This window comes from Rhodobacter capsulatus (assembly GCF_005144475.1).
Classification (GTDB): domain Bacteria; phylum Pseudomonadota; class Alphaproteobacteria; order Rhodobacterales; family Rhodobacteraceae; genus Rhodobacter; species Rhodobacter capsulatus_C.
In genome coordinates this window covers 43,672-49,836 of sequence record NZ_SWJZ01000072.1, presented here as the reverse complement: position 1 = coordinate 49,836, position 6,165 = coordinate 43,672, and the positions used below count along the sequence as shown (strand labels likewise).

6 protein-coding genes are annotated in these 6,165 nt (G+C 68.4%); 5 read left to right on the top strand and 1 reads right to left on the bottom strand.

Features of this window, described 5'->3' with window-relative positions:
- Window positions 1-273: 273 nt before the first annotated feature.
- From FBT96_RS15725 to lexA, 5 genes are all read left to right on the top strand, one after another.
- A complete protein-coding gene (locus tag FBT96_RS15725; protein WP_136908267.1) occupies window positions 274-861 on the top strand; it encodes an anthranilate synthase component II in 588 nt (195 codons plus the stop codon).
- On the top strand, window positions 858-1,868 hold the full coding sequence (trpD, locus tag FBT96_RS15720; protein ID WP_136908265.1) for an anthranilate phosphoribosyltransferase: 1,011 nt from the start codon (window positions 858-860) through the stop codon (window positions 1,866-1,868). The genes FBT96_RS15725 and trpD overlap by 4 nt, the downstream gene beginning before the upstream one ends.
- Window positions 1,865-2,659 carry an indole-3-glycerol phosphate synthase TrpC gene (gene trpC / locus FBT96_RS15715; protein ID WP_136908263.1) on the top strand — a complete coding sequence of 265 codons (795 nt, stop codon included), beginning with the start codon at window positions 1,865-1,867 and terminating at the stop codon, window positions 2,657-2,659. Before trpD ends, trpC begins: the two co-directional genes overlap by 4 nt.
- Window positions 2,653-3,126: a cyclic pyranopterin monophosphate synthase MoaC gene (gene moaC, locus FBT96_RS15710; RefSeq protein WP_136908261.1), complete on the top strand. Its 474-nt coding sequence runs from the start codon at window positions 2,653-2,655 to the stop codon at window positions 3,124-3,126. The genes trpC and moaC overlap by 7 nt, the downstream gene beginning before the upstream one ends.
- A gap of 121 nt (window positions 3,127-3,247) precedes the next feature.
- Window positions 3,248-3,964, top strand: a complete 717-nt coding sequence (lexA, locus tag FBT96_RS15705; protein ID WP_136908259.1) for a transcriptional repressor LexA — start codon at window positions 3,248-3,250, stop codon at window positions 3,962-3,964.
- Here the strand turns inward: lexA and FBT96_RS15700 are convergent.
- The gene (locus FBT96_RS15700; protein ID WP_249306522.1) at window positions 3,958-6,150 is read right to left on the bottom strand and encodes a ComEC/Rec2 family competence protein; all 2,193 of its coding nucleotides are present in this window, start codon (window positions 6,148-6,150) and stop codon (window positions 3,958-3,960) included. The genes lexA and FBT96_RS15700 overlap by 7 nt on opposite strands.
- Window positions 6,151-6,165: the final 15 nt, after the last annotated feature.

The window sequence follows — 6,165 nt, the reverse complement described above, 5'->3', positions numbered from 1 at the left end:
GCCTTGGGCGACGCGGTCTTGCCCGGGCCAGGGCCCGGCAGCGGCAGCACCAGCGAAACCCCGCCCAGCCCCAGCCCCGAGACGACCACCCCCGCAACCATGCCCTTGATCAGACCGCCTGCCATTGCTGCCCCTCTTCGACCGATTTGCCGCTTTCTGCGCGCCTTCATCGCGGCCTTGAAGGCTTGACCCCGGCCGCTTGCTCTGAACATCTATACCGCGACGCCTGACCCGGTTCACCCCCAGAATGCGGGCGGCCCAAAGGAATTGCGCATGCTTCTGCTCATCGACAACTACGACAGCTTCACCTGGAACCTGGTGCATTATTTCGGCGCGCTTGGCGCGGAGGTGAAGGTGGTGCGCAACGACGCGATGGATGTGCAGGCGGCGATGGGCCTTGGCGCCGAGGCGATCGTGCTGTCGCCCGGGCCCTGCGATCCGGCGCAGGCGGGGATCTGCCTGCCGCTGACGCTCGCCGCGGCCGAGGCGGGGGTGCCGCTTCTGGGCGTCTGCCTGGGTCATCAGACCATCGGCGAGGCCTTTGGCGGTCGGGTGATCCGCGCGGGCGAGATCGTGCATGGCAAGATGGGCACGATCCACCATCAGGGCAAGGGCGTCTTCGCCGGTCTGCCCAGCCCGTTTCAGGCGACGCGCTATCATTCGCTGATCGTCGAACGGGAAACCCTGCCCGCCTGCCTCGAGGTCACGGCGGAGCTGGACAGCGGCATGATCATGGGGCTGCGGCACCGCGAAAAACTGATCGAGGGGGTGCAGTTCCACCCCGAATCCATCGCCTCGGAACACGGTCATGCGATGCTGCGCAATTTCCTGACGGAAGCGAAAGTGAAGGTGAGCGCATGAGCGAACTCAAGCCCCTGATCGGCCTGGCCGCCGACCGCCCGCTGACCCGTGCCGAGGCCGAGACGGCGTTTGAAATCTTTTTCAACGGCGCGGCGACGCCCGCGCAGATGGGCGGCCTGCTGATGGCTTTGCGCACCCGTGGCGAGACGGTGGATGAAATCGCCGCCGCGGCCTCGGTGATGCGCTCGAAGATGCATCGGATCAGCGCGCCCGAAGGGGCGATGGACATCGTCGGCACCGGCGGTGACGGCAAGGGGACGCTGAACATCTCGACCGCGACGGCCTTTGTTGTCGCGGGGGCGGGAGTGCCGGTGGCCAAGCATGGCAACCGGAATCTGTCGTCGAAATCCGGCGCGGCGGATGCGCTGACGGCGCTGGGGCTGGACGTGATGAAGGGGCCGGAGACCGCGGAACGGGCGCTGGCCCAGACCGGGATCACCTTCCTGATGGCGCCGATGCACCATCCGGCGATGAAACATATCGGCCCGACGCGGGTGGAACTGGGCACGCGCACGGTGTTCAACCTGCTTGGGCCGCTGACCAATCCGGGGGGCGTGAAACGGCAGCTGACCGGGGCGTTTTCGCGCGCCTGGATCCGGCCGATGGCCGAGGTGCTGCGCGCGCTCGGCTCGGAAGCCGCCTGGCTTGTGCATGGTTCGGACGGCACCGATGAGCTGTCGATCTGCGGCGTGAGCTGGGTCGCGGCTTTGCGCAACGGCGAGATTTCGGACTTCGAGGTCCACCCCGAGGAAGCCGGTCTGCCGACGCATCCGTTCGAGGCGATCATCGGCGGCGAACCGGCCGAGAATGCCCGCGCCTTCAACGACTTGCTGGATGGCCGCAAAGGCGCTTACCGCGATGCTGTGGTGCTGAACGCGGCCGCCGCGCTGGTTGTGGCGGGCAAGGCGGGCGATCTGAAAGCGGGGGCCGAGATGGCGGCCGAAAGCCTTGCGTCCGGCGCGGCCAAGGCGCGGCTTGTGGCCTTGCGCGAGGTGCTGGGCGCATGACCAATATCCTCGACCGGATCAAGGCCTACAAGCTTGAGGAAGTCGCCGCGGCGAAGGCCCGCGTGGCGCTTGCCGACCTTGAAGCGCAGGCGCAGGCACAGGCGCCGTGTCGCGGCTTTGCCGAAGCCCTGCGCAAGAAGGCCGCGCAAGGCTATGGGTTGATTGCGGAAATCAAGAAGGCCTCGCCCTCGAAAGGGCTGATCCGGCCGGATTTCGACCCGCCTGCGCTGGCGCGGGCCTATGAAGAGGGCGGCGCGGCCTGTCTGTCGGTGCTGACCGACACGCCCAGCTTTCAGGGCGCGCCCGACTATCTGATCGCGGCGCGGAACGCCTGCGCCCTGCCCGCTTTGCGCAAGGATTTCCTTTACGACCCCTATCAGGTCGCCGAGGCTCGCGCCTGGGGCGCCGATTGCATCTTGATCATCATGGCCTCGGTCGAGGATGCGCTGGCGGTCGAGCTTGAGGAGGCCGCGACCGGCTGGGGCATGGATGTGCTGATCGAGGTGCATGACGGCGCCGAGCTTGACCGCGCGCTGAAATGGCTGAAATCGCCGCTGCTTGGGGTGAACAACCGCAATCTGAAGACCTTCGAGGTGACGCTCGACGTGACCCGCCAGCTGGCGCCGACGATCCTGGCCGAGGGGCGGGAACTCGTCTGCGAAAGCGGCATCTTCACCCCCGAAGACATGGCGGCGATGGCCGAGGTCGGCGCGCGGCGCTTCCTGATCGGCGAAAGCCTGATGCGACAGGCCGATGTCGCGGCGGCCACCAAGGCGCTTTTGACATGCTGACGCATTTCGACGCCGCGGGCAAAGCCCATATGGTCGACGTGTCCGAGAAGCTGCCGACGACCCGGGTCGCGGTGGCCGAGGGGGCGATCGTGATGGCGCCCGAAACGCTGGCGCTGGTGCTTTCGGGCACCGCGGAAAAGGGCGACGTGCTGGGCATCGCGCGGGTGGCGGGGATCATGGCGGCGAAAAAGACCGCCGATCTGATCCCGCTCTGTCATCCCTTGGCGCTGTCGAAAGTCGCGGTCGAGCTGACCCCCGACCCCGCGCTGCCCGGGGTGCGGATCGTGGCGACGGTGAAGACCACCGGCCCGACCGGGGTTGAAATGGAGGCGCTGACCGCGGTTTCAGGGGCGGCACTGACGCTTTACGACATGCTGAAGGCCGCCGAAAAATCGATGCATATCGAGGGGATACGGCTTTTGTCGAAAGATGGCGGCAAATCCGGCCCCTATCGCGCGGCGCCCTGAAACCGGCCCATTCCTTGCCAGCGCGTTAACGCCAAGACCGGGGGTGTCATTGACACGAAACGGGAACGACGCTAGAACACTTGCGGAACGTCGGGCGAGGACGCGAGCGGGGGGCAACCGGATGCTGACACACAAGCAATTGGAACTTCTGGATTTTATCCAAAAGCGCATGGCGCGTGACGGGGTGCCGCCGTCCTTCGACGAAATGAAGGATGCGCTGGATCTGCGCTCCAAATCCGGGATCCACCGGCTGATCACGGCGCTGGAGGAACGCGGTTTCATCCGCCGTCTTGCGCATCGGGCGCGGGCGCTGGAAATCGTCAAGCTGCCCGAGTCGATGGAACGCGCCGCCGAGGCCGAACGCAGCCTGCAGGCGCAACCGGCCTTCACGCCGACGGTGATCGCGGGCAGCCGGATCGATCCGCCGCGCGGCGCGCTGCCGGTGGCGGCGGCGGCGCTGGACATTCCGATGATGGGGCGGATCGCCGCCGGCGTGCCGATCGAGGCGATTGCCGAAGTGGCGCATCACGTCACCGTTCCGGGCTCGATGCTGTCGGGTCGCGGAGAGCATTACGCCCTTGAAGTCAAAGGCGATTCGATGATCGAGGCGGGGATCAACGATGGCGACATCGTGGTGATCCGCAGCCAGCCCACTGCCGAGAATGGCGATATCGTGGTGGCTTTGGTCGAGGATCTGGAGGCGACGCTGAAACGCTATTACCGCCGCGGCGGGATGATCGCGCTGGAGGCTGCGAACCCGGCTTACGAAACCCGGCTGCTGCGCGAAGATCAGGTGAAGGTGCAGGGCCGTCTGGTCGGGCTGATCCGCAGCTACTGAGTGCCCCCGGGCGGGTCCGGGTCTGGCGCCGTCCGGTCTTCGGGCGGCGTCTTGCGGCGCGGCGGATCGGTCCAGAGCCGATGTCCGGCCTCCTCGCGGGCCGAACGCATCTGCCCCGCCGCATCGAAAGACAGCGCCCCGCTGCGGGCAAGCTTGCGGGCATCGTAAAGTCGGCAATCCCCCTTGAAACCCTTGGGCGCGGCCGTATCCAGAACGACCAAAGCCCCGTCCCGGCAAGTTTTTTCCAGATTTTCCAGCGCCGCCTTGCCCGACAGGTGCACGAGCCGCCTGCCCTGCCAGTCCGCCTGCCGGACCCCCTTCTTGCCGCTGAACCCCGCCCGCGCCATGGCCTCCTTCGGCGTGACGGCCTCGCCATCGGCCTCCAGCCACCCCTCGGCGGTGAAGCTTGGCGCGGCTTTCGACAACGCCCGCCCCTCGGGCATCATCAGCCCGACGAGCGCCCCCCCCGGCGCGATGAGCAGCGCCGGACGGGGGGCAAGCGCCCAACCGGCACAGGCGAGCAGCCCCAGCGCGACCATCGCCGCGCGGAAGGCGCCGCGCGACAGCACCGCCGCCCCGACGGCAAGCGCCAGCACCGGCAGCACCCAGCCGGGCGGCGCGGGAACGAAGGTCTGCGCCCCCGCCAGCCCGGCGACGAAATCGGCCACGGCAAGCACCCAGTCGGTGCCCAGCCCCATCAGCCAGAGCGCGGGCCCGGCCAGACCCAGCGGCGCCAGCACCGCCGCCAGAACCCCCGCGGGCATCACCACGATCCCCATCACCGGCACGGCAAGCAGGTTCGCCAGCATGCCATAGTGCGACATCCGCCCGAAATGCGCCGCCGCGATCGGCGCCGTCGCCAGCCCCGCAATCAACGAGGTCAGCACCAGCAGGAGCACGGGGCGCGCCAGCCACGGCAGGCGGTGGTGATGCGCCGCCCAGGGCGCCGCCATCAGGATCAGCGCCACGGTGGCGGCAAAGGACATCTGAAAGCCCGGGCCGGTCAGCGCCTCGGGCCACAGAAACAAAAGGAAAATCGCCGCAAGCGCCACCGTGTGCAGGCTCAGCGCGCGCCGGTCGAGCAAGATCGCCGCCAGCATCGCCGCGGTCATCAGGAAGGCCCGCTGCGTGGCGATATCGCCGCCCGAGACCCAGAGATAAAGCGTCGAGGCGATCAGCGCGACGGCGGCGGCGATCTTTTTCGTCGGCCAGATCAGCGCGAAAGGCCCGACCAGCGCCAGCCCCCAGCGCAGGGCGCCAAAGACGAAGCCGGCCAGCATCCCCATGTGCAGCCCGGAAATCGAGACGATGTGGTACAGGTTCGAGGCCCGCAGCGTCGCATTCGTCGCCTCGGAAATGCCGGAGCGATCGCCCGTCATCAAGGCCGCCGCCACCGCCCCGGCCTGACCGCCGATCCGGTCCTGCATCGCCGCCGAAAGCCGCATCCGCAGCCGATGCGCGGCCAGCGCCCAATCGTCGGCAGGCGGCGCGATCACCACCACCGGGCTGCGGGTGTAGCCGAGCGCGCCCAGCCCCGAAAACCAGGCGTTGCGGCGAAAATCCCAGGCCCCGGGGGCGATCGGCTCGGCGGGGGGGCTCAGATGCGCCATCGTCGCGACGCGCAGCCCCGGTTCCGGCGCAAGGCCGGTGCTGTCGCCATGCAGCGCGATGCGGACCTTGGCGGGCAGGGCCTCGGGCGCGACCCGGGCCAGCCGCACCTGATCGAGGGTGAGGCGGATCACGTCGCGCGCCGACCGGTCGATGCCGGTGATCCGCCCCTCGACCGGCCCGTAATAATTGAAGCCAAGCACCGGGGCCGCGACGGAATGGGCACGCCAACTGGCGGACAGAAGACCCAGCGCCGCCATCAGAAGCAGCGTCGCGGGCAGGTGCAGAAACCCCGGGCCGCGCAGCCACACCCCCACCGCGACCACGATGACCACGCCCGCCGCGGCCAACACGGGCACGCCCGGCTCGAAGGGCAGCAGAAAATAAACCCCGACGCCGATGCCAAGCCCCAGCGGCGCCCAAAGCACCCGGTCAAGCTGCGCCCGGTCCAGCGCCGCCAGCGGATCGGCCAAACCGCCCCAGAGCCCGGAAAACCGGAGCCGGATGCCGTCCCGATGCGCCGCCGATGCCTGCGCCACTTGTCCTGTCGCCCCCTCCTGCATTAGAGAAACCCTCAAGCTAGCCTACGGGCA